Below are 21,771 nucleotides of genomic sequence, written 5' to 3'. Positions count from 1 at the left end.
GGGAATCCTGCGCGGCGCTTCCCCGGCATCACCGTCGTCCGGTCGCGATCTGAGCAAGGTCCTGCCGGGCCCAGCAGCGGAAGTCCCATGGGTTTCGAGAAGTTTCTGTTCTATGTGTTCGCGGCCATAACCGTATTTGCAGCGGGGATGGTCGTGACCCGGCGCAACTCGGTCCACGCGGTGCTTTACCTCGTGCTGGCCTTCGTGAGCAGTGCGGCACTCTGGCTCCTCATCGAGGCGGAATTCCTCGGCATCGTGCTGGTGCTGGTCTACGTGGGGGCGGTGATGGTGCTGTTCCTGTTCGTCGTGATGATGCTGGACGTCGAGATCGCCGCCCTGCAGGCGCAGTTCATCAAGCATCTGCCGGTTGGCCTCGTCATCGCCGGGCTCATGCTGTTCAACCTCTTTCTGGTGCTCGGACCGTCGAATTTCGGGCTCGACGTGATTGCGAAACCGGCGGGGCAGCCGGCCGGTTACAGCAATACGTCGGTGCTAGGGCAAGAGCTCTATACCATCTACGTCTATCAGTTCGAGATCGCGGCCGTGATCCTGCTCGTCGCCATCGTCGCGGCGATCCGCCTGACACTGCGCCGCCGCCCGGACACCAAGTACATCGACCCGGCCGAGCAGGTGAAGGTGAAGAAGGGCCCGGACCGCGTCCGGCTCGTGTCCATGTCGGCGGAACAGACCCCGCGGCCGCCGCTGGCCGCTGCGCCGACAAGTGGGGATAAGGAGATGGCGCAATGATCGCCCTATCGGACTATCTGCTGCTCGGCGCCGTCTTGTTTTCCATCTCGGTGGCGGGGATCTTTCTGAATCGCAAGAACGTCATCGTGCTCCTGATGTGCATCGAGCTGATGCTGCTCGCGGTGAACATGAACTTCGTCGCCTTCTCGCACTTTCTCCAGGACGGGGCCGGGCAGATCTTCGTCTTCTTCATCCTCACGGTCGCCGCCGCCGAGGCCGCCATAGGCCTTGCGATCCTGGTGGTGCTGTTCCGTGCCCGCGGCACGATCAACGTCGATGACCTCGATCTGCTGAAGGGCTGACAAGCATGCAGAGCATCTATCTCCTGATCGTGCTGGCGCCGCTGGTCGGCGCCATCGTCGCGGGCTTCTTCGGTGGGCGCATCGGGCGCGTCAACGCGCATCGAGTCACCATTGCCGGTGTCGGTCTGTCGGCCGTGCTCTCGCTCGCGGTGCTGGTCGGCTTCATGTGGCTGGACCTGCAGAGCTTCAACGGCACGGTCTACACCTGGATGGTGGCCGACGGCATGCATTTTGAGATCGGCTTCCTCGTGGACCGGCTCACCGCGCTGATGATGGCGACGGTCACCTTCGTGTCGCTGATGGTGCACATCTACACCATTGGCTACATGGCCGACGACGAGCACAACTGGCCGCATGAATCGCTGGCCGGGCGCAACAGCTACCAGCGCTTCTTTGCGTACATCTCGCTGTTCACGTTCTCGATGCTGATGCTGGTGATGTCGAACAACTTCATGCAGTTGTTCTTCGGCTGGGAGGCGGTGGGCCTGGTGTCTTACTTGCTCATTGGCTTCTGGTCGACGCGCGAGTCGGCCATCTTCGCGAACCTGAAGGCCTTCCTGGTCAACCGCGTCGGCGACTTCGGCTTCATCCTGGGCATCGCGGCCATCGGCATGTACTTCGGCTCCATGGACTACGCGGAGGTCTTCGCCAAGGCGCCGGAGCTGGCGGAGACGCAGATCGCGGTGTTCGGCGGCGTGTCGCTGATGACGCTGATCTGCATCCTGCTCTTCATCGGCGCCATGGGTAAGTCGGCGCAGGTGCCTCTGCATGTCTGGCTGCCCGACAGCATGGAGGGTCCGACGCCGATCTCCGCGCTGATTCACGCGGCGACCATGGTCACGGCCGGCATATTCATGGTCGCGCGCATGTCGCCGCTGTTCGAGCTGTCGACCACCGCGTTGTCGTTCGTGCTGCTGGTCGGCGCCATCACGGCCTTCTTCATGGGCTTGATCGGGTTGGTGCAGAACGACATCAAGCGCGTCGTGGCCTATTCCACCCTGTCGCAGCTCGGCTACATGACCGCCGCGCTCGGCGCCTCGGCGTACGCCGCCGGCATCTTCCACCTGATGACCCATGCCTTCTTCAAGGCCCTGCTGTTCCTAGCGGCCGGCTCCGTGATCATCGCCATGCACCACGACCAGGATATCCGCAACATGGGCGGGCTTCGCAAGTACATGCGCATCACCTGGATCACCGCGCTGATCGGCTCCCTGGCGCTGATTGCGTTTCCCGGCTTCTCGGGTTTCTTCTCCAAGGACGCCATTATCGAGGCGGTGGGGGATTCGCACGTGTTCGGCTCCGGCATCGCCTGGCTCCTGCTCACGGTGGGTGCCTTCGTCACCGCGCTCTACAGCTTCCGCATGTATTACCTGGTGTTTCACGGCAAGCCGCGCATGGACGAGCACACGCGGCATCATCTGCACGAGACGCCCTGGGTCGTCACGGTGCCGCTCATTGCGCTGGCGATCCCGTCAATCTTCATCGGCTGGTTCACCGTGGAGCCGCTCCTGGTCAACAATTGGCTCGGCGATGCCATCTACGTGAAGCCAGAGCACGACTCGCTGCATCACCTCGCCGAGCACTGGCACGGCCAGCTCGCGTTCATCGCCCACGGCATGACCGCGCTGCCATTCTGGCTCGCGATGGCGGGGCTCGCGCTCGCGACATTCGTCTGGTTCTTCCTGCACCAGAAGAACCCCGATATCGACGCCCGGCTGCAGCGGGCCGCAGGGCCGTTAACGCGGTTGCTGGACAACAAATACGGCTTCGATGACTTCAACCAGAAGGTCTTTGCCGGGGGAGGGCGCGGGCTCGGGCAGTTGCTCTGGCAGGCCGGCGACCGCGCGCTGATCGATGGCGCGGTGGTCAATGGCTCGGCGCGGATGGTCGGCTACGTGGCCGGCGTCATGCGCCATCTGCAGACCGGCTATCTGTACCACTACGCCATTGCGATGATCGTCGGCCTCGTGGCGCTCTTGACGCTGTTTGTCGCGCTGTAACGAGCCAAGGAGACCTGTCCCGATGTTGCCCGAATTTCCCTGGCTTTCGTTGGTTATCTGGCTGCCGATCATCGGCGGCCTAGCGGTCATTGCCAACGGCGACAAGAACGCCGAGCTCAGCAAACGCATCGCGCTCGGCGTTGCGGTGGCGGCCTTTGCCGTGAGCCTGCCGCTATGGTTCATGTTCGATGCGAGCACCGCGGCGATGCAGTTCGTCGAGCGGGCGGATTGGATCCCGGCCATCAAGGTCGAGTATTCCCTCGGGGTGGACGGCATCTCGATGCCGCTGATCCTGCTCACCACATTTATCACCATCTTCGTCATCATCGCCGGCTGGGACGTGGTGACCTATCGCCCGTCGTATTACATGGGCGCCTTCCTGATCATGGAAGGCATCATGGTGGGCGTGTTCTCGGCGCTGGACGCGATCCTGTTCTACTTCTTCTGGGAGGCGATGCTGATCCCGATGTTTTTGATCATCGGGGTCTGGGGCGGGCCGAACCGCGTCTACGCGACCATCAAGTTCTTCCTGTATACCTTCTTCGGCTCGGTGTTCATGCTGATCGCGCTGATCTACATGTACTTCCAGGCCGACAGCTTCAGCATCCTGGACTTCCATGCCCTGCCGCTCGGCATGACCGCGCAGGTGCTCATCTTCATCGCCTTCCTGCTCGCCTTCGCCGTGAAGGTGCCGATGTTCCCGGTGCATACCTGGCTGCCGGACGCGCACGTTGAGGCACCCACCGGCGGCTCGGTGATCCTGGCCGCGATCATGCTCAAGATCGGCGGCTACGGCTTCCTGCGCTTTAGCCTGCCCATCACCCCGGATGCGAGTGCCGAGCTGGACGGGCTCATCATCGCCCTGTCGCTCATCGCCGTGGTCTACATCGGCCTAGTGGCACTGGTGCAGCAGGACATGAAAAAGCTCATTGCCTACTCGTCCATTGCACACATGGGCTTCGTGACCCTCGGCTTCTTCGTCGTCTTTGCCATCGTCCGCCATACCGGCAGCGCGGACGGCGCCGTGATGGGCATCGAAGGCGGCATGGTGCAGATGATCTCGCACGGGTTCATCTCCGGCGCGCTGTTCCTCTGCGTCGGCGTGTTGTATGACCGCATGCACACGCGCCAGATCGCCGATTACGGCGGCGTCATCAACACCATGCCCTGGTTCGGTGCCTTCGTCGTGTTCTTTGCCATGGCCAATGCGGGGCTGCCCGGCACGTCGGGCTTCGTCGGCGAGTTCATGGTGATCCTCGCCACCTTCCGTGCGGACTTCTGGTATGCGCTGCTAGCCGCGACGACGCTGATCCTGGCCGCCGCGTTTACGCTGTGGATGGTCAAGCGCGTCATCTTCGGCCCCGTCGGCAATGAGCAGGTAGCCGCGCTGAAAGATCTCAACCGCCGCGAGGCGCTGAATCTGGGCGTGCTCGCCGTCGCGACCCTCGCCATCGGCATCTGGCCGAAGCCGCTGGTGGATGTCATGGAGCCTTCCATCGTGCACCTTGTGGAGCAGGTCCAGGTGAGCAAGCTGGCCACCGCGGGCGTGCATGTCGATGCTGGCGCCGCGGTCGCCGCCGAGCTCGTGCAGATGACGCCCGCTGACTGACGGAATTCCCACCGATGAACTTCCAAGCCATCGATCTGTTCACGCTGCTGCCGGAGCTGGTGGTGTTGATCACCGCCTGTACCGTGCTCATCGCCGACCTGTACCTGCCGAAGGAGGAGCGGGACAACAACCAGCTCATTACCTTTGCGGGCCTCGCCGCGGCGCTCGCCGCGGTCGGCGTGGTGGGCTTGAGCTTCGGGTCCGAGCCGACGCTCGCCTTCGGCGGCGCCTTCATCCGCGACCCCATGAGCGATCTGCTCAAGGGCGCCGTGCTGGTGGTGACGCTGCTGGCCTTCGCCTATTCCGCGCGCTACATGCGCGAGCGGGAGATGTGGGTGGGGGAGTTCCATGTGCTGGTGCTGTTCGCACTGCTCGGCATCATGGTGATGATCTCGGCGAACGGTTTCCTGACCATGTACTTGGGGCTGGAGCTGCTGGCGCTCTGTCTCTACGCGCTGGTGGCCTTCAACCGGGATTCCGGCGCGGGCGCCGAGGCGGCGATGAAGTACTTCGTGCTCGGGGCGCTGGGCTCGGGCATGCTGCTCTACGGCGTCTCGATGATCTACGGCGCGACCGGGGCCATCGGCTTCGAGGCGGTGGCCGCGGCCGTGGCGGCGGACGGCATGGACAACAAGATTCTGGTGTTCGGGCTGGTGTTCGTGCTCATCGGCATCGCTTTCAAGTTCGGTGCCGTGCCGTTTCACATGTGGATTCCGGATGTCTATCAGGGCGCGCCGGCGCCGGTTGCGCTGTTTTTGTCCAGCGCGCCGAAGGTGGCGGCCTTCGCGATGGCCGCGCGCATCCTGGTGGACGCGCTGCCTGCCTTGAGCGCGGACTGGTCGGAGATTCTGATCATCCTGTCGGTGCTGTCCATGGGCATCGGCAATGTCGTCGCTATTGCGCAGAGCAACATCAAGCGCATGCTTGGCTATTCGACCATCTCGCACGTCGGTTTCATCTTTCTCGGGCTGCTGGCGGGCAGCAGCGAAGGCTATGCCGCGGCCATGTTCTATGCGGTAGCCTATGCGCTGATGGCGGCCGGTGCCTTCGGCGTGCTGGTGATGATCTCGCACCAGGGGTTCGAGGCGGAGAACCTGGACGACCTGAAGGGCTTGGGCGAGCGCGACCCTTGGCTCGCGGCCATGATGACCATGGTCATGTTCTCGATGGCGGGCGTGCCGCCGCTGGTGGGCTTCATGGCCAAGCTGCTGGTGCTGCAGGCCATCATCGACATCGGGCTGGTGTGGCTCGCGCTCGTGGCCGTCGCCTTCTCCATCGTCGGCGCCTTCTATTACCTGCGCGTGGTGAAGATGATCTACTTCGATAAGCCGGAGATCGATGCCCCGGTTGACGGCACCCGGGATGCCCGCATCGCCGTCAGCATCAATGGCCTGTCGATGCTGGTGCTGGGCATGTTCCCCGCGGCGCTGTTGTCTCTTTGCCAGGCGGCGTTCGTTGCCTGAGAGGCCGGCTGCAGATGATCCGACAACAGGACTTTGGCGAGGCCGAGAGCCGTCAGGCGGCGCTGTTCCTTGGCGTGCGTGTGCTCGCGATCCTGCTCGTGGCCGCGGCGCTTTTGTACCTGGTCGCCGTGGTGCCGGGCGTTCCGTACCATGTGCGCGAGCTCTTCGGCCCTGCTCCCACGCCGGTAACTGCGCTTCTGTTTGCGCTCATGGTGCTCTTGGCGCTGGGGCCGCCGGCGCTGCTCGGGCTGCAGCTCATCCGTGCACCGCGGCCTTGGGCCTGGCTCTTCCCCATCGGCATCCTGGCCCATGCGCTGCTGATATTCCTGATCTTCCGCTTCGCGACGCCCATCGAGAGCGTGCACGATCTGGTGGGCCTGCCGGTCTGGTCGCTGCCCGCGGAGGTTGAGCGTCTCATCCGCTTTACCGGCGTGTTCGTGGTCTTGTCCGTCAGTGTCGCCGGCGGCACGGCCATGCTCTACGCCATCACCCGCTCCTTCGAGCCCCTGCGTTTTCTGTTGTGGGTGGGGTACGCGGCCCTGTTCTTCGTGCTCAGCTATTGGATCGTCATCCTGCTGGCGGCGACGGACAACGTGATGATCCTGCTGCGGGGCGATGGGTCGCCGCTGGCTTGGTTGCTGCTCTGGCTCTGGCTCCTGCTCGTCGCCTTCGGCGCCTCGTTGCTGGGGGAGCGCCTGTCCGGCGTCTTCACCGGCACGGCGGCGGCAGTCTTCGCCCTGGTCCTGCTGTTGCCGGTGAGCTACGGCGCCCTGTTCGTGGCTGCCGAGCCCCAGGTGCTTGGCGGCGACACAAGCCTGTCCGCGCTGGAGTTTCTGCTGAGCGCGACGCGCTACGAGTACGGGCTGGGTAACGCGGAGCTGTTCGGACGCTACGCGCTTGCCTATGTCGCCGTCGTCCTGCTGCTGACCTTTGCGCAGTATCCGGTCTGGGCCGCGTATTCGACGCGGCGCTTTGCGCGCAACCCGGCGCAGCGGGGCTTGGCGGAGGCGTCGCCTGACGCCGCCGGGGAAGCATCGGCTCAGGAGCGCTGAGCCGAGCGCCGGCGCGGGCAGCCGGGCGGTAGCAGGCCTTTCTCAGGATGATCCGCGCTCCCATCGCCGAGTTCCGCGAGCCCCGCTGGTGGCCCTGGCTGCTGCTGTATCTGGCCTTCGTCGTCTACGGCAGCCTGGTGCCGCTGGAGCTGCGGCCGCTTTCTCTCGACGAGGCCTTTGCCCGCTTCGCGCAGATCCGCTTCCTGGATTTGGGCGCCGCCTCGCGGGCGGACTGGGTTGCGAACATCGTCCTGTACGTGCCCCTGACCTTCCTCGGGTGCGTCGCGCTGTTCGGCTTGCGGGCCGGGGGCGTTGCGGCCGTCGTCGGCGCCATTGTCGTGCTCGCCGCCGGCGTCGGCGTTGCCGTCGCGGTCGAGTTTACGCAGCTCTTCTTCGCACCGCGCACCGTATCACTCAACGATTTGTTGGCGGAGAGCATCGGCTCCGCCATCGGCGTACTGGTCTGGCTGTTCGGTCGCTGGCGCGTGGTCGGGCTGGGGCTGGCCTTCGCGCGGGGCGGGCGCGCGTCCCTGGTTGCGGCGCTGGCGGTGCTGCTGCTCACCTATGTGCTGCTGGCGTTGTTCCCGTTCGACTTCGTGGTCTCCATGGCGGAGCTGCAGGCGCAACTGGGGAGCGATCTGCACGCGTGGCTCGCGACGCCCTGTGCGTCGGGGCTGCGCTGCGCGGCGTTCTGGCTCGCGGAGCTGCTTGCCGTCGCGCCCATGGGCCTGCTGCTGGCGCTGCTGTATCCGCGCTGGCCGCTGCCGCGGTTCCTTCTGCTCGGCGTCGCGCTCGGGCTGCTGATCGAGCCGGTGCAACTGCTGCTCGTGTCCGGCAAGAGCCAGGGGCTGTCGGTGCTGCTGCGGGGTCTCGGCATGCTGGCCGGCGCCGCGCTGGGCCGGGCGTTGACCAACGGCATCGGCATCGATGCGCTGGCGCGCATCGGCTGGCGCGCCGTGCCGGTGTTGGCCTTGCCCTATCTTGCGGCCATCACCGCGCTGTCCGGCTGGTGGAGCGGGCCCTGGCGCGATGTGTCGCAGGCGTTGTCCCGCCTCGACACCCTCGGCTGGGTGCCCTTCTACTACCATTACTGGACCAGCGAGCCGGTGGCGATGGCGAGCCTGCTGTCGCAGCTCGCGCTGTATGCGCCCATGGGGGCCGGCTTCGCCGCGCACGCGCTGACGCGGCCGACGCGGCAGCCCGCCGGGTGGGCACCGGCGGCGGCCGCGCTGGTGCTTGCGATAGTGATCGAAGCCGGCAAACTGTTCGCTCCCGGCGCACGGCCGGACCCCACCAACCTGCTCATTGCCCCGGTGGGCGCCTGGCTCGCCTTTGCCGCCGCGCTCTGGTTTGCGCGGGCGGTGCGTCAGGTCCAGGGCGACACGCGTGCGTGGATGGCGGCCCCGTGGGGGGCGTCGCGCGCAGTGCAAACGCAGTCCGCGGGGGCAGGACCTCATCACGCGCTGGCCGGGACATTCGGCGATGTGCAGCGGCGGCAGGTGGTAGCGGGTGCCGTTGCAGGACCTGATCACGAGCTGGCCGGGACGTTCCGCGGGCCGACACCGGACGGGCCGCGGCGGCTAGGCAGCGAAGGCGACGCGTCTGCGCAGCCCTGGCCTGCGGCTGAGTCCGCGCACCGCTCGGTGAGTCGCGGCGGCGGGCTCGGGCCGGCAGACACCGAGTCGCTGCCCGAGCCGACGCTGCTCGGCTACCTGTATGCCTTCGGTGCGGGCGGCGTCGCGCTGGCCGGTGTCGTGCTCTATCCGGTGGCGCAGGTCTGGCTCGCGCTCGCACTGCTCGCCTTCGCGGCGGCGCTGTGGCGCTGGCCCTGGCTCTGGCTCGCGGTGGTGCCCGCGGCGCTGCCGGTGCTGGACCTGACGCCCTGGAGCGGGCGGGTGATGCTCAGCGCGTTCGATCTGTTCGTGCTGGTGGGGCTCGCCGTCGCCGGGCTCCGGCTGTCCGGCCTCAAGCCGGCGCGGCTGCCGAACGTCTGGCTGGCCGTCGCTTTGCTGCTGCTGTGGGTGAGCTGGCTGGTGTCCACCGGCGTCGGCCTTGCGCCTGCGGCGGGTGGCGGGCTGCCGCTCGCATCGTCGCATGCGGTACTCGCGCCATGGCACGAGGGCAAGGGCCTGCTGTGGGCGCTGCTGGCGGTGCCGCTGCTGCGCCGGTTCCGCCGTCAGTTGGGCTCGACGGCGGCCGCAACGCTCGTGCTCGGGGGCGCGGCCGTCGGTCTCGCGGTCGTGTCGGCGACGGTGCTAGCCGAGCGTGTCGCGCATGTCGGCCTGCTGGACTTCGGCAGCGAGTTCCGCGTAACCGGGCCGTTCGGCAGCATGCACGACGGCGGCGGCTACATCGGTGCCTACCTCGCCTTCGCGCTGCCGATGCTGCTCGGCTGGACCCTCGTCGTAAAGGGTCGCTGGTGGAAGCTGGGCGGGGTCGTGCTGGTGCCGCCGGCGGCCTATGCGCTGCTCGTGACCTTTGCCCGCGGTGGCTATGTCGGTGCCGCGACGGGCGTCGGGGTGCTGGTGGTGGGTCTGCTGCTGGCCGGACGCATCCGCACCCTGCGCCAGTGGTCGCTGCTCGGCGGCGCATTGGCGCTGGCGGCGTTTCTCGCGGCGCACATGCTGACCGGCGGTTTCGCCGGGGACCGGCTGTCGCGGATCGAAGGGGACCTGCGCGCACGAATCGCGCACTGGCAGCAGGCGTTGGACCTGATGGGAGACGACATGGCGCCGATGCTGGTTGGCACGGGGTTCGGCCGCTATCCCGCGCTCTACCTGTTCGCCGTGCAGGCGGGCACGCCCCCCGGCACATTCGAGGTCATCGAGGAAGGGGACAACGCCTTGCTACGTCTCGGCAAGGGTCAGCCGGTCTACTTGGATCAGCGCGTCTCGGTGCGGGCGGGCACGGACTATCGGCTTGCGGCACGGGTGCGCGGCACGGAGCCGGATGCGCGGCTCAGCGTGATGCTGTGCGAGAAGGCGCTCCTGTACTCATTCACCTGCGTAAGCGCCGGGCTCGCGCCCGGCGAGGCCGGTGTTTGGCAGCGACGGGAAGCGACGATCTCCGCCGGCGAGGTCGGCCGCGGCGGGCGCTGGCCGCACGGGCCCGTGAAGCTGTCGCTGTACAACGCCGGCACGGGCCGCATCGATGTGGACGACGTGAGCCTGCTCGCGCCGGATGGCAGGCAGCTCATTGCCAACGGGGGTTTCAGCCCGGGGGCTGCGCGCTGGCTCTTCGTCGCGGACCAGGCGCAGGGCTGGCACATCGACCAGCTCTTCGTCGAGACCTTTGTGGCGCAGGGGCTGGTCGGGCTCGCGGCGCTCGCGTTCTTGATGCTCGCGGTGGCGGTCGTGCTCTGGCCCGGCATCCGTGCCGGGCGTCTCGAAGCGGTGGCCTTTGCCGCCGCGCTTGCGGGCTTAGTCGGCGCCGGGATGCTGGGGAGCGTCGTGGATGCGCCGCGGACGGGGATGCTGTTCTATCTCGCCTTGCTTTGTGCTGCGGTGCTGGTGCGCGGAGGCGACGAGCGGCGCGGCCGCAAGCCGCGCAGGCGACGCCCGAAGGTCGAAGTGCAATGACAAAACACGCGAAAGCCGCGAAAACGGAGCGTAGCTTCGTGCCTACTGACTTCGGCCCGACCGCTTACTACCACGCGCAGGGGTTCACTGTGGCGGCGTCCGTTGCGAGCGGTTCAATGGACTTGATCGTTGCGATCAGATTGTTGCTGTCATCGCAGAATTGGTAGTTGCCGGAAGTGTCATTGACCCTATACGTGTAGGGGCCAGCCGAGCCGTAGGTGTACGTGACGACTGCATTCGGGGACGCCCCAGTAACTGTCCACGTCCCAATCACCTCCGGTGGCTGCATCGTGCTGTTGCCGCCGGGGCCGAACTCCTGGACATCTCCGTTTTCTAGGTGGTTCTCAGACCAGCGCTGATTCGGGTCCGAGAAGTCAGCGCCCTTGAAGGCGCATACGAGCTGGTTGTCGAGAAGATTCTCCAGGGCCGTCGTATCACTGATACGGGTTCCGGTGCAGGCGGTCTGTGCGTTCAAAACCGTGGAGGCGGTGACGGCAGTGACGATAGCCGTTGCCATTATCAAGCGTTTGATGGACATTCGTTACTCCTAATTCAACGTCGGTTTGTGAGAATCGCCTGAGTCTCTTCTTTCGGCAGTCGTGGTCCAAGACTCGTCACCAGCTTCGCCGACGCCGCCGACGCCAGATCCCCGGCCCGCTGGTGGCTCCAGCCCTGCGTGAGCCCGTATAGGAAGGCGCCGGCAAACATATCACCCGCGCCCACCGTGTCAACGGGCGTGACGGGCACCGGGTCGATGTCGATGGCCTGCGCGCCGTCCCAGATGAGCGCGCCCTTGGGGCCGCGGGTGATGGCGAATTCGCGGGCGATGGTCTTGAGGTAGGCGATGGCGCCATCGAGGTTGTCGGCGTCGGCCATGCCCATGGCCTCTTCTTCGTTGGCGAAGATCATGTCGACGCCGTCGCCGATCATGTCCTTCAGCCCGTCCTTGAAGAACCGGACCATGTTCGGGTCGGACAGGGACAGGGCGGTCTTCACGCCGTGGCGCTCGCAGAGCTTGCGCGCCTCGATGGCGGCGACGCGGGCGGTGTCGGAGGTGACCAGATAGCCCTCGGTGTAGAACCACTTGGAGGCCTTGAGCGCGTCCTGGTCCAGCTCGTGCAGCGACAGGTTACCGCTGATGCCCAGATACGTGCACATGGTGCGGTCCGAGTCCGGCGTGACCAGCACCACGCAGCGGCCGGTGTCGCCCTGCTCCAGGAAGCTGGTGTCGCGGGTCGCGATGCCGCCGTCGCGCAGATCCTTGAGGTAGAAATGCCCCAGCTCGTCGTCCGCCACCTTGCACGAGTACCAGCCGGTGCCGCCGAGTTGCGCGAGCGCGATGACGGAGTTGGCCGCGGAGCCGCCGGAGCCCCGATGGTGCCGGCGCTCGCGCAGGTGCTCCATGATGCGCAGTTGATGCGCCTCGTCCACGAGCGTCATCACGCCCTTGTCGATGCTCAGGTGCTTGAGGTCCTCCGGCGAGACCTCGTATTCCATGTCCACCAGGGCGTTGCCCAGGGCGTAGACGTCAAAGCTCTTCATGCAGTACCTCGTGCGTTACGGCAAACGCCGGGCATTGTCGCAGATTTGCACGCGGGGTTTGCGACCGATGCGGGCGGTTACAGCACCGAGGCCCAGATCAGGCCGAGATCGAGTCGGAATCCCGGCAGCACATCGCCGCCGTCGAGCACCCGCGGGCCTTCCACTACCGAGGGCAGGGCGGCCGGGCGGTAGATGCGCGCCTGCGAGGCCGCGGGGAGCAGCAGCCAGCCGAGCCGGACGCCGCAGGCGCGGTACTCGGCCATCTTGTCCGCGAGCTTGTCGGGATCATCGTTGGGCGACGCCAGCTCGACGACGAAGTCCGGCGCCAGCGGCAGAAACCGCTCCTTGTCTTCGGCGCCAAGGCCCGCCAGCCGGTGCCTGGCCACCCAAGCGGCATCCGGCGAGCGGGTCGCGCCGTTCGGCAACCGAAAGCCGGTGGACGAGTCGAACACGAACCCGCTGCCGTCGGCGCGCGCCCACAGGTTCAGCTCGGTGACGAGATCGGTGTTGCGGCGACCCGTCTCGGCACCCGTCGGCGGCATGATCTCGATCTCCCCTTGGATATCGCGCTCGATCCGGTAGTCCGGGTTCTCCCGGCAGAAGGCGTAGAACTGCGCGTCGTCCATGCGCAGGCCGGGCGGCATGCGCAGGCGGACGGCGGCCTGTGGTGTTGCGGGAGCCATGTGCATCAGCCGTGCCTCGGAGCGCTGTTTGAACCGGCCGAGGGCCGGCCTTTCTGACACTCAACCTCAGTCGGCCCGCTCGGCCAGATACAGCCAGGTGTCGATGACGGTATCGGGGTTCAGGGAGACGCTCTCGATGCCTTGCTTGACCAGCCAGTCGGCGAAGTCGGCGTGGTCCGAGGGTCCCTGGCCGCAGATGCCGACGTACTTGCCGGCGTCGCGACAGGCGCGGATGGCCATGGACAGCATCGCCTTGACGGCCGGGTCGCGCTCGTCGAAGGCCTCGGCGACCAGGGACGAGTCGCGGTCGAGGCCGAGCGTGAGCTGGGTCATGTCGTTGGAGCCGATGGAGAAGCCGTCGAAATAGGCCAGGAACTGCTCGGCCAGCACGGCGTTGGACGGCAGCTCGCACATCATGATGAGCTTGAGGCCGTTCTCGCCGCGGCGTAGCCCCTGCTCGGCCAGCGCCTCGGTGACGGCCTTGGCCTGCCCGAGTGTGCGCACGAAGGGGACCATGATCTGCAGGTTGGTCAGGCCCATGTCGTTGCGCACGTAGCGCAGCGCCTCGCATTCCAGCGCGAAGCATTCGCGGAAGCCGTCGGCGACGTAGCGGCCGGCGCCGCGGAAGCCGATCATCGGGTTTTCTTCTTCCGGCTCGTAGCGCTTGCCGGCGATGAGGTTGGCGTACTCGTTGGACTTGAAGTCCGACATGCGCACGATGACCGGATTCGGCGCGAAGGCCGCCGCCAGCGTGCTGATGCCCTCGGCCAGGCGCATGACGTAGAACTCCCGCGGGCTCGGGTAGGCCGCAATGCGCGGGGCGATCTGCGCCTTGAGGTCCTCGGGCAGGCTGTCGAATTCCAACAGCGCCTTCGGGTGGATGCCGATGCTGTTGTTGATGATGAACTCCAGCCGCGCGAGGCCGATGCCGGCGTTCGGCAGCGCCGCGAAGGCGAAGGCGCGCTCGGGGTTGCCGACGTTCATCATGATCTTGACCGGCACCTCCGGCATCTTGTCGAGCTCTGCGGTCTTGTGCTCGAAGGGCAGGGCGCCTTCGTAGATGAAGCCGGTGTCGCCCTCGGCGCAGGACACGGTGACCTCGGCGCCGTCCTGAATCCTGTCCGTGGCGTTGTTGCAGCCGACCACGGCGGGCACGCCGAGCTCGCGGGCGATGATGGCGGCGTGGCAGGTGCGCCCGCCGCGGTTGGTGACGATGGCGGCGGCGCGCTTCATGACCGGCTCCCAGTCCGGGTCCGTCATGTCCGTGACCAGCACGTCGCCCGGCTGCACGTCGGCCATGTCGCGGATGGAGTCCACCACCCGCGCCCGGCCGGCGCCGATGCGGTGCCCGATGCTGCGCCCGGTGGCGAGCACCTCGCCCTTGCCCTTTAAGATGTAGCGCTCGATGACCTGGCCGGAGCGGCTCTGGACGGTCTCGGGGCGGGCCTGCACGACGTAGAGCAGGCCGTCGGTGCCGTCCTTCGCCCACTCGATGTCCATGGGCCGGCCGTAGTGCTGCTCGATCAGCAGCGCCTGGCGGGCGAGGTCCTCGACCTCGGCGTCGGTGATGCTGAAGTGTCCGCGGTCCGCCGCCGGCACGTCCTCCGTCAGGACCGGCTCGTGCGAGCCGGGGGCGGCGTAGACCATGCGGATCGCCTTGTCGCCGACGCTGCGGCGCAGGATGGCCGGGCGGCCGGCGGCCAGCGTCGGCTTGTGCACGTAGAACTCGTCGGGGTTCACGGCGCCCTGAACCACCATCTCGCCGAGGCCATAGCTCGCGGTGATGAACACGGCATCCCGATAGCCGGACTCGGTGTCGAGCGTGAACATCACGCCCGACGCGGCCAGGTCGCTCCGCACCATGCGCTGCACGCCGGCGGACAGCGCGACGTCGGCGTGCGCGAAGCCCTGGTGCACCCGGTACGCAATGGCGCGGTCGTTGTACAGCGACGCGAAGACCTCGCGGATGGCGCGCTTGACGCTTTCCAGCCCCTGCACGTTGAGAAACGTCTCCTGCTGGCCGGCGAAGGACGCATCCGGCAGGTCTTCGGCCGTGGCCGACGAGCGCACCGCCCAGGACGCGCCGTCGTTGCCGGCCTGGCCGACCAGGGCGCTGAAGGCGGCCTCGATGTCGGCATCGAGCCCGGGCGGGAAGGGCTGCTCGATGATCCAGCCGCGGATCTTCGGGCCGGCCTCGCTCAGTGCCGCGATGTCGTCGACGTCGAGGGTGGCCAGCTCGGCCGCGATGCGCTCGGCGAGGCCGCTCGCGGACAGGAACTCCCGATACGCCTCTGCCGTCGTCGCGAAGCCGCCCGGCACCCGCACGCCCACGGCCGTCAGGTGTTGGATCATCTCGCCCAGGGATGCGTTCTTGCCGCCAACGATAGGCACGTCGCCCATGCCCAGCTCGGAAAGCCAACGTACGGTCTCGGTCATCGCAGCGTGCCTCAGGAACGGTGGTGGGGCGCGCCCGTGACGGATTCGCAACCCTTTGGAAGTAACCCGGCAATATACCCCCCACTGGCCTAGGGAGAAGACGATGGGTGTCAATGGTGACCATTGAGGCGCAAGCGGCGCTGTCGGCGTCGGACCCGCCGGCAGGCGCTCGCGCTCGCGCTCACGGCCTGGCCTGCGCCGCGTGTGCCCGGTCGCCCGCGCCGGGCAGCGCCGAGCCCGCGGGCGTGCGCTCCAGGCACTTCACCGTCTTCACCGCCGTTTCGTCCGTTTGCAGGATCTCCAGCGGATGGCCGTAGAGGCGGAGGCTGGTGCCGGGCTGGGGAATGGTCTCCAAGTACTCGATGATGAGCCCGTTCAGGGTTTTCGGGCCATGCTGCGGCAGGCTCCAGCGCATGGCACGGTTCAGCTCGCGGATGTGGATGCTGCAGTCGATGAGTAGGCTGCCGTCGTCGGCGCGGTGGATTTCAGGATAAGCGTCGGCCGGGTCGGTGGTGAACTCGCCGACGATCTCCTCCAGCAGGTCCGCCAGGGTGATGAGCCCCTGGAAGTCGCCGTACTCGTCCACCACCAGCGCAACCCGCCGCTTGGCGCGCTGGAAGGCGATGAGCTGCCGATACAGCCGCGTGCCCTCGGGCACGAAATAGGGCGGCCGGGCGATGGCACGGAGCTTCTCGCGGATGTCCTCGCCGCCTTCCAGGATGCCGATGGTGTTGCGCGTGTGGAAGATGCCGATGACGTTGTCGATGCCGCCGTCGAACAGCGGCAGCCGGGTGTAGCTCGCGCGCTTGATGGCCGCGACGATCTCGTCGGGCGGGTCCTGCAGGTCGATGCCTTCCACGTCGTTGCGCGGGATCATGATGTCCTCGACCACCGCGTTCTCGAGGTCCAGGATCGCGACCAGCATGTCCCGCGAGCGCTCCGGGATCATGGCGCCGGCCTCGATGACGACGGTGCGCAGCTCCTCGCGGCTCAGCGCCGAGCCCTCCGCCGCGTCCGTTCGCACGCCCAGGAGCTTGAGCAGGCCGTTGGTGATGAAGGCGACGGCCACGACCACGGGCTGCAAGACCTTCAGCAGTACGGTGTAGACGTAGGCGGCCGGGTAGGCGATGGCCTCCGGGTGCAGCGCCGCCAGCGTCTTTGGCGTGACCTCCGAGAAGATCAAGATCACCAGCGTCAGGATGCCGGCGGCGATGGCGATGGCGCCCTCGCCGCCCAGTTTGATTGCGATCACCGTCGCCAGCGACGACGCCAGGATGTTGACGAAGTTGTTGCCGAGCAGGATGAGGCCGATCAGCTTGTCCGGCTGGTCCAGCAGCTTGCGCGCGAGCTTGGCGCCGCGGTGGCCCTGGTCCGCCCGATGCCGCAATCGGTAGCGGTTCAGCGTCATCAGCGCCGTCTCGGAGCCGGAGAAGAAGCCCGACAGCGCCAACAGCGCGACGAGCGACAGGAGTTCGGCAATGGGAATCTGGCTCAAGGCGGGCGTGCTCTGCGGCTCGGCGGTGGGGAGGCTGGGGAGGGTTGCGGGATTCGGGTTGGGTTCGGCGCCGCGCCCCGGCTAGTCGCCGAAGGACTCGGTGCGATAGCGAAAGACCGCAAGCGCATCGCTCCAGTGGTCGGCGGGCAGCCCGGCCTTTTCCTTCAGCCGGCGCAGAAACTGCCGCGGCTCCGGCAATTGCTCCCAGACCGACGGCAGGAAGGTGCCGCGGTGCGGGCCGTCGGCGAGGATCAGGCCGTCCACGCCGGGCGTCAAGCGGGCGATGAGGTCCGCCTCGTCCGCGAACCTGAGCGGTGTGGCCGGCGTCAGGATCGAGATCTTGATCGCGAGCGCTGCAAGCTCGGGCGCCCGCAGCGGCGGAAAGCGTGGGTCGCGGAAGGCCGCGGCAAAGGCGTTGTCGGCGACATCGAGCACCAGCGGTTGCACCGCCTCCAGATGGCCGATGCAGCCGCGCAGATGCGCGTCGATCTCCAGCGTCACGAAGGCGGCGCGCGGCACCCTGAGGGCCGCGGGCGTCGCTGCGATGTCGAGCGTCGGCGGGCGCCCCGTGTCGAGTCCGTGGCGGATGGCGCCGCGGGCGATGTCGAGCAGGTGCCGGCGATGCGCCGCCGACAACGGCGCGTCGGCGTCGTCCTCGGCGGCTTGGTCGGTCTCAGGCAAAGCCGTAGGCACCATAGCCGACGACCCGGTCCCGCGGCCCCGCCGTGTCGCCGGAGTTGCGCAGATCCAGCGGCGTCGCGTGCAGCGCGTGCCGGCGCGCGGCCGTGAGCAGGCCGGCGATGGGGTTGCGGCCACAGGCCTGGCGCGTCGAGATGGCCTCCGGGTGCAGGCCGCAGATGGCCGCGGTCGTCTGCGCGTCGATCGCCTGCGCGCTGTCGTAGTCCAGGTAATGACTGAGATCGGAGCTGATGACGATGAGCGTCTCGGGTCCGCCCCAGAGCTGCTCCAGCACCGCTGCGATCTCCTCGCCGGTCGCCTCGCCCACCACCAGCGGCACGATGCGGAAATCGCCAAGCAGCATCTGCAGGAACGGTAGCTGCACCTCTAGGCAGTGCTCGCCGTCGAAGGCGCGGTCGAGCCGAGTCACCTGCGGCAGGTCCGCGATTGTGGCAATGGCGTCTTGGTCTACGGGCACGTCGCCGAGCGGCGTTGCGAACGCATCGGCCGTCGGATAAGCGATGCCACGAAACGGCAGCCGATGGGCCGGACCGAGCAGCAGCACCCGGCGGATGTCGGCGGCGTCGCCGAGCCGCGCGTAGGCGCTGGCGGCGACCGGGCCGGAGTAGACGTAGCCCGCGTGCGGGGCGATGAGTGCCTTGGGCCGAGTCGGGTCGCCCGTTGCCGTTGCCGCGTTGGCGGCAGCGAGCAGTTGCGCGACCGCCCGGCGCAGCTCGCTCGGGTCGTCCGGATAGAAGAGCCCCGCCACCGCGGGGCGGCGAATGTTCGTCATGGCTCGATAGGGACCACCGCCCTGGTTGGTTGGGACCATACTTCAAAAGACAGGGTGCGGGCTCGGCAAAGCCCGGCAGCAGCGCCGGGCGATCTCGATCGTCCCGCAGCCTCGTTTCAATTCTAGCGCGCGCGACGCGCCGCTGCGCCCGCGCCTTGAACATTAGGAGGGCTTGCCATGACCGCCGCCGCCCATCCCACCGAGCTTTGGCACCGCCTCGACGACGGGCGTGTGCAGTGCGATGTCTGTCCGCGCGCCTGTGCGCTGAAGGACGGCCAGCGCGGGCTCTGCTTCGTGCGCGGTGCCGAGGACGGCGCCGTCGTGCTCTACACCTATGGGCGCTCCAGCGGCTTCTGCATCGACCCCATCGAGAAGAAGCCGCTGAATCATTTTCTGCCCGGCACGCCGGTGCTGTCCTTCGGCACCGCCGGCTGTAACCTGACCTGCCGCTTCTGCCAGAACTGGGATATGTCCAAGTCGCGCGAGATGGACACGCTGGCCGCCGAGGCGGCGCCCGCAGCCATCGCCCGGGTCGCCGCCGCGCACGGCTGCCGCAGCGTCGCCTACACCTACAACGACCCGGTGATCTTTCTGGAGTACGCCTGCGACACGGCCGACGCCTGCCGGGCGCTCGGCATCAAGAACGTCGCCGTCACGGCGGGCTACATCTCGCCCGGGGCGCGGGAGCAGTTCTTTGCGTGCATGGACGCGGCCAACGTGGACCTGAAGGGCTTCACCGACGACTTCTACCACAAGCTCTGCGGTGCCCATCTGGGTCCGGTGCTGGAGACGCTGGAGTATATCCGCCACGAAACCGACGTCTGGCTGGAGCTGACCACGCTGATCATCCCCGGCCACAACGACAGCGACGCCGAGCTCGCGCGCATGGCCGCCTGGGTGGTGGCGCACTTGGGGCCGGACGTGCCCATGCACTTCAGCGCCTTTCACCCGGACTACCGCATGCGCGACCTGCCGCCGACACCGCCCGCGACGCTGACCCGCGCCCGGCAGATCGCCATGGCCGAGGGCGTGCGCTACGCCTACACCGGCAACGTGCACGACGGCGACGGCGGCAGCACCTGGTGCCATGCCTGCGGCGAGCTGCTGATCGAGCGCGACTGGTATCGCCTCGGCCGTTGGGGCCTCACCGCCGACGGGCGCTGCGGCCACTGCGGCACGCCCTGCGCCGGTGTCTTCGAGGCCGAGCCCGGCCACTGGGGCACGCGGCGGCTGCCGCTGTCGCCAGGGGTGATGGCCGCGGCGGCCTGACCGGCCCGGCCTCGCGCGAGCAACGCGCCCCCGTCGAGGGCAGCCCGCGTCGAGGTCGCTTGGCGGAACCGTTTGCCGCAGGGCGCGCGGACCCGGATAATCCGGCGCTTTTGCGCGGGAGCAGCGGATGTTCAAGAACGCCCGGGCCTATCGGCTCAACACCCCCTTCGAGCTGGACCAGCTCGGCCTGCACGAGCGGCTCTCGGAGAAGGCCTTTCGCGGCTGCGGCCCGCTGGAGGCCGCGACCATAGGCTGGGCGCCGCCGCTCGGGCCCCAGGCGGAGATGCTCACGCATGCCGTCAACGGCTGCCTGCTGGTGGCGGCGCGCCGGCAGGAGCGGCTGCTGCCGGCGTCGGTGGTGAGCGAGGCCGTCGCGGAGCGCGCGGCGGAGCTGGAGCAGACCGAAGGCCGCGATGTGACCCGCCGCGAGCGCGGCCAGTTGCGCGACGCGCTGCTCGCCGAGATGCTGCCGCAGGCCTTCACGCGCTCGCGCGTCATCCCGGCCCTCATCGACCCGCAGGCCGGCCGCGTGGTCATCGATGCAGCCTCCGACAAGCTCGCCGAGGAGGTGCTGTCGCTCTTGCGCCAGAGCCTGGGCTCGCTGCCGGCGACGCCGCTTGCGGCCACCGCCGCCGCCGAGCGCTTCACCGCCTGGGTGCTCACCGGCGAGCCGCCCGCCGGCCTGACGCTGGAGGATCAGTGCGAGCTGCGCGATCCGGCCGAGAAGGGTGCCGTCGTGCGCTGCCGCGGGATGGATTTGGGCTCGCCGGAGGTACGCGCGCACATCGACACCGGCATGCAGGTGGCGGCCATCGGGCTCAACTGGCAGGACGCGCTGTCCCTGGTGCTTGCAGATGACTTGTCACTCAAGCGCCTGCGCTTCGAGGACGAGCTTTTGGAGCAGGCCATGGACGGTGCCGAGGATGAGGACCCTGCGCTGCGCTTCGAGGCCGAGATGACCCTCATGACGGCGCAACTGCGCGGGCTCTTGGATTGTCTGGAGGCGGCGCTGGCGCCCGCCGGCGAGGCGGCAACGCCGAAGCCCGTCGCCCCGCCGAAGCCCGTCGCGCCGGCCGCGGACGCTGCCCTGGAAGACGCGACGCCGCCGTTCTGAGCCCCGCGAGCACGACGTCCCCAGCGTCCTCGGCTGCCGGTGCCGGTGCTCTGCCCCGGCGCCGCAGTCGAGCGCTCGCCCGGCCGCCAGCCAGCGGCGCCTACTGTCTCGACGCAGCGATCTCTGCGCGCAGCCGAGCAAGCTCCGCTTCGGCCTGCCGGCGCGCGGCGGCCTCCGTCTCTGCGCGCTCGGTCGCGAGCCCGGCACGCGCGGCCTCGGCCGCGGCGCGCTGCTCGGCCGCGGTCCAGCCGGGCAGCACGAAGCCCGCGTAAACCGGGTCGGCGCGCAGGCTGTCCCAGTCCGGCTGCGCGCAGAGGTCGCGTTGGCGGAACTGGAAGCCGGGCAGCACCCGCGAGCGGATGATGCCGTCGGTGATGGGCAGCGGCACGTAGCGGCCGGTCGCATCCAGGCCGTAGAAGGCCTGGTGCTCGTCGCGATGGGAGAGGATGTAATACTCGGGCACGCCGCCGCTGGCGTATTCGCCGTGCTTGGTGACGGTGTCGCGGCGAATGTCCCGCTGGCGCAGGTCGGACAAGGCCTCGATGCAGAGGTCAAACACGCCCGGATAGGAGGCCATGCCGGGTCGCAAGGGCTCGGGATTGTCCCGGCGCACCACACCCAAGTCCGGCCGGCGGATGACGGTCTTCTCAGCCAGCGCGAGCCGAAAGCCCATGTCCAGCACCACCCAGTCGGCGATGGGGTGGACCTTAAGAAAGTGCTCCAGCAGACCCATGAGCCACTTGTAGACGGCGATGGTGTCCCAGCTCGACACGGGCTTCTCCTCCAGCCGGCCGTTGTTCCATTCGTAGCAGATGTCCGCGGCTTGGTAGTACTCGGCCCAATAGTCCGCCTCCGACACGCGGCGGCCGTCCTCGGAACGGGGCTCAATGGCCTCGTCGGGGGCGGGATAGGCCTGGGTGCGGACCGGCGCGGGCTCGGTCGCTGCGCTGTGGGTCATGACGGCAGAAAAAAGGCTGGAAACTGTGCCAAAGAGCCTAGCACAGGCGCCG

Annotated in this window: 17 protein-coding genes; 9 read left to right on the top strand and 8 right to left on the bottom strand. The window is 67.8% G+C overall.

The window, feature by feature from the left end:
• Positions 1 to 87: 87 nt before the first annotated feature.
• From ML01_RS06770 to ML01_RS06740, 7 genes are read left to right on the top strand one after another with little or no spacing between them, the layout of a single operon-like run.
• Positions 88 to 747, top strand: a complete 660-nt coding sequence (locus ML01_RS06770; protein ID WP_058554644.1) for an NADH-quinone oxidoreductase subunit J — start codon at positions 88 to 90, stop codon at positions 745 to 747.
• A complete protein-coding gene (gene nuoK, locus ML01_RS06765) occupies positions 744 to 1,049 on the top strand; it encodes an NADH-quinone oxidoreductase subunit NuoK (protein ID WP_058554643.1) in 306 nt (101 codons plus the stop codon). Before ML01_RS06770 ends, nuoK begins: the two co-directional genes overlap by 4 nt.
• Before the next feature lie 5 nt (positions 1,050 to 1,054).
• Positions 1,055 to 3,049, top strand: coding sequence for an NADH-quinone oxidoreductase subunit L (nuoL, locus tag ML01_RS06760; protein ID WP_058554642.1), 1,995 nt, complete (start codon positions 1,055 to 1,057; stop codon positions 3,047 to 3,049).
• 22 nt (positions 3,050 to 3,071) lie between these two features.
• Positions 3,072 to 4,658, top strand: coding sequence for an NADH-quinone oxidoreductase subunit M (locus ML01_RS06755; protein WP_082674030.1), 1,587 nt, complete (start codon positions 3,072 to 3,074; stop codon positions 4,656 to 4,658).
• A 14-nt stretch (positions 4,659 to 4,672) separates the two neighbouring features.
• Positions 4,673 to 6,121, top strand: a complete 1,449-nt coding sequence (gene nuoN / locus ML01_RS06750; protein WP_058554641.1) for an NADH-quinone oxidoreductase subunit NuoN — start codon at positions 4,673 to 4,675, stop codon at positions 6,119 to 6,121.
• A 14-nt stretch (positions 6,122 to 6,135) separates the two neighbouring features.
• Positions 6,136 to 7,173 carry a hypothetical protein gene (locus tag ML01_RS06745; protein ID WP_058554640.1) on the top strand — a complete coding sequence of 346 codons (1,038 nt, stop codon included), beginning with the start codon at positions 6,136 to 6,138 and terminating at the stop codon, positions 7,171 to 7,173.
• Between the two features lie 47 nt (positions 7,174 to 7,220).
• Positions 7,221 to 10,751 carry a VanZ family protein gene (locus ML01_RS06740; RefSeq protein WP_058554639.1) on the top strand — a complete coding sequence of 1,177 codons (3,531 nt, stop codon included), beginning with the start codon at positions 7,221 to 7,223 and terminating at the stop codon, positions 10,749 to 10,751.
• A gap of 67 nt (positions 10,752 to 10,818) precedes the next feature.
• On the opposite strand, the gene ML01_RS06735 is transcribed toward ML01_RS06740, so the two are convergent.
• The 7 genes from ML01_RS06735 to amrB form a co-directional block, all read right to left on the bottom strand.
• On the bottom strand, positions 10,819 to 11,289 hold the full coding sequence (locus tag ML01_RS06735; protein ID WP_058554638.1) for a hypothetical protein: 471 nt from the start codon (positions 11,287 to 11,289) through the stop codon (positions 10,819 to 10,821).
• Positions 11,290 to 11,303: 14 nt separating this feature from the next.
• A complete protein-coding gene (locus ML01_RS06730; RefSeq protein WP_058554637.1) occupies positions 11,304 to 12,293 on the bottom strand; it encodes an adenosine kinase in 990 nt (329 codons plus the stop codon).
• 77 nt (positions 12,294 to 12,370) lie between these two features.
• Positions 12,371 to 12,982 (bottom strand): Uma2 family endonuclease, encoded by a 612-nt coding sequence (locus ML01_RS06725; protein WP_082674029.1) that lies wholly within the window; start codon positions 12,980 to 12,982, stop codon positions 12,371 to 12,373.
• A 60-nt stretch (positions 12,983 to 13,042) separates the two neighbouring features.
• The gene (gene ppsA / locus ML01_RS06720) at positions 13,043 to 15,412 is read right to left on the bottom strand and encodes a phosphoenolpyruvate synthase (RefSeq protein WP_058554635.1); all 2,370 of its coding nucleotides are present in this window, start codon (positions 15,410 to 15,412) and stop codon (positions 13,043 to 13,045) included.
• Between the two features lie 181 nt (positions 15,413 to 15,593).
• Positions 15,594 to 16,907 carry an HlyC/CorC family transporter gene (locus ML01_RS06715; protein ID WP_058554634.1) on the bottom strand — a complete coding sequence of 438 codons (1,314 nt, stop codon included), beginning with the start codon at positions 16,905 to 16,907 and terminating at the stop codon, positions 15,594 to 15,596.
• Between the two features lie 81 nt (positions 16,908 to 16,988).
• On the bottom strand, positions 16,989 to 17,588 hold the full coding sequence (amrA, locus tag ML01_RS06710; RefSeq protein WP_254045157.1) for an AmmeMemoRadiSam system protein A: 600 nt from the start codon (positions 17,586 to 17,588) through the stop codon (positions 16,989 to 16,991).
• Complete coding sequence (gene amrB / locus ML01_RS06705) at positions 17,581 to 18,417, bottom strand: AmmeMemoRadiSam system protein B (RefSeq protein WP_371258189.1); 837 nt, start codon at positions 18,415 to 18,417, stop codon at positions 17,581 to 17,583. The genes amrA and amrB overlap by 8 nt, the downstream gene beginning before the upstream one ends.
• Positions 18,418 to 18,555: 138 nt before the next feature.
• On the opposite strand from amrB, the gene amrS reads away from it, so the two are divergent.
• Together amrS and ML01_RS06695 are read left to right on the top strand one after the other, a co-directional pair.
• Positions 18,556 to 19,647 carry an AmmeMemoRadiSam system radical SAM enzyme gene (gene amrS, locus ML01_RS06700; RefSeq protein WP_058554631.1) on the top strand — a complete coding sequence of 364 codons (1,092 nt, stop codon included), beginning with the start codon at positions 18,556 to 18,558 and terminating at the stop codon, positions 19,645 to 19,647.
• A gap of 127 nt (positions 19,648 to 19,774) precedes the next feature.
• A complete protein-coding gene (locus ML01_RS06695; protein WP_082674028.1) occupies positions 19,775 to 20,761 on the top strand; it encodes a recombination-associated protein RdgC in 987 nt (328 codons plus the stop codon).
• 100 nt (positions 20,762 to 20,861) lie between these two features.
• Here the strand turns inward: ML01_RS06695 and ML01_RS06690 are convergent, their stop codons facing one another.
• A complete protein-coding gene (locus ML01_RS06690) occupies positions 20,862 to 21,719 on the bottom strand; it encodes a Uma2 family endonuclease (RefSeq protein WP_058554630.1) in 858 nt (285 codons plus the stop codon).
• Between the last annotated feature and the right edge of the window lie 52 nt (positions 21,720 to 21,771).

The sequence above is a fragment of the Thiohalocapsa sp. ML1 genome (genome assembly GCF_001469165.1).
In the GTDB taxonomy this organism is placed as follows: Bacteria; Pseudomonadota; Gammaproteobacteria; order Chromatiales; family Chromatiaceae; genus Thiohalocapsa.
The sequence above is the reverse complement of the archived record's forward strand: the minus strand, read 5'-3'. Positions and strand labels throughout refer to the sequence as shown.

Bases quoted from the DNA above. Each gene is read 5' to 3' on its own strand.
- ML01_RS06770 (WP_058554644.1), top strand. From the start codon at position 88: ATGGGTTTCGAGAAGTTTCTGTTCTATGTGTTCGCGGCCATAACCGTA.
- nuoK (WP_058554643.1), top strand. From the start codon at position 744: ATGATCGCCCTATCGGACTATCTGCTGCTCGGCGCCGTCTTGTTTTCC.
- nuoL (WP_058554642.1), top strand. From the start codon at position 1,055: ATGCAGAGCATCTATCTCCTGATCGTGCTGGCGCCGCTGGTCGGCGCC.
- ML01_RS06755 (WP_082674030.1), top strand. From the start codon at position 3,072: ATGTTGCCCGAATTTCCCTGGCTTTCGTTGGTTATCTGGCTGCCGATC.
- nuoN (WP_058554641.1), top strand. From the start codon at position 4,673: ATGAACTTCCAAGCCATCGATCTGTTCACGCTGCTGCCGGAGCTGGTG.
- ML01_RS06745 (WP_058554640.1), top strand. From the start codon at position 6,136: ATGATCCGACAACAGGACTTTGGCGAGGCCGAGAGCCGTCAGGCGGCG.
- ML01_RS06740 (WP_058554639.1), top strand. From the start codon at position 7,221: ATGATCCGCGCTCCCATCGCCGAGTTCCGCGAGCCCCGCTGGTGGCCC.
- ML01_RS06735 (WP_058554638.1), bottom strand. From the start codon at position 11,289: ATGTCCATCAAACGCTTGATAATGGCAACGGCTATCGTCACTGCCGTC.
- ML01_RS06730 (WP_058554637.1), bottom strand. From the start codon at position 12,293: ATGAAGAGCTTTGACGTCTACGCCCTGGGCAACGCCCTGGTGGACATG.
- ML01_RS06725 (WP_082674029.1), bottom strand. From the start codon at position 12,982: ATGCACATGGCTCCCGCAACACCACAGGCCGCCGTCCGCCTGCGCATG.
- ppsA (WP_058554635.1), bottom strand. From the start codon at position 15,412: ATGACCGAGACCGTACGTTGGCTTTCCGAGCTGGGCATGGGCGACGTG.
- amrB (WP_371258189.1), bottom strand. From the start codon at position 18,417: ATGGTCCCAACCAACCAGGGCGGTGGTCCCTATCGAGCCATGACGAAC.
- amrS (WP_058554631.1), top strand. From the start codon at position 18,556: ATGACCGCCGCCGCCCATCCCACCGAGCTTTGGCACCGCCTCGACGAC.
- ML01_RS06695 (WP_082674028.1), top strand. From the start codon at position 19,775: ATGTTCAAGAACGCCCGGGCCTATCGGCTCAACACCCCCTTCGAGCTG.
- ML01_RS06690 (WP_058554630.1), bottom strand. From the start codon at position 21,719: ATGACCCACAGCGCAGCGACCGAGCCCGCGCCGGTCCGCACCCAGGCC.